We start from the raw sequence: 284 nt of genomic DNA, 5'->3' as shown, positions 1-284 counted from the left end.
CCGTGCGCGGCAACGCCAACTGGATGCACGCCCGCGAGGCGCGCTTCGAGTCGGAGGCCTTCGGCGAGGACATCGAGAACATCCGCCCGATCATCAACCCGAACGGCAGCGACTCGGGCATGTTCGACAACTCGCTCGAGCTGCTCTACCTCGCAGGGCGCTCGCTGCCCCACGCCGTGATGATGATGATCCCGGAGCCGTGGTCCAACCACGAGTCCATGGACGACGACAAGCGGGCCTTTTACCAGTACCACTCGAGCCTGATGGAGCCCTGGGACGGCCCG

1 protein-coding gene is annotated in these 284 nt (G+C 65.8%); it reads left to right on the top strand.

The window, feature by feature from the left end; translation table 11 throughout:
* Nucleotides 1-284, top strand: a 284-nt coding sequence (locus tag MD536_RS21520) for a hypothetical protein (RefSeq protein WP_239603839.1), incomplete at both ends; no start/stop codon positions are given.

The organism is Flavihumibacter cheonanensis (assembly GCF_022352215.1).
Classification (GTDB): domain Bacteria; phylum Bacteroidota; class Bacteroidia; order Chitinophagales; family Chitinophagaceae; genus Flavihumibacter; species Flavihumibacter cheonanensis.
This window is presented reverse-complemented; position numbering and strand designations above follow the sequence as displayed.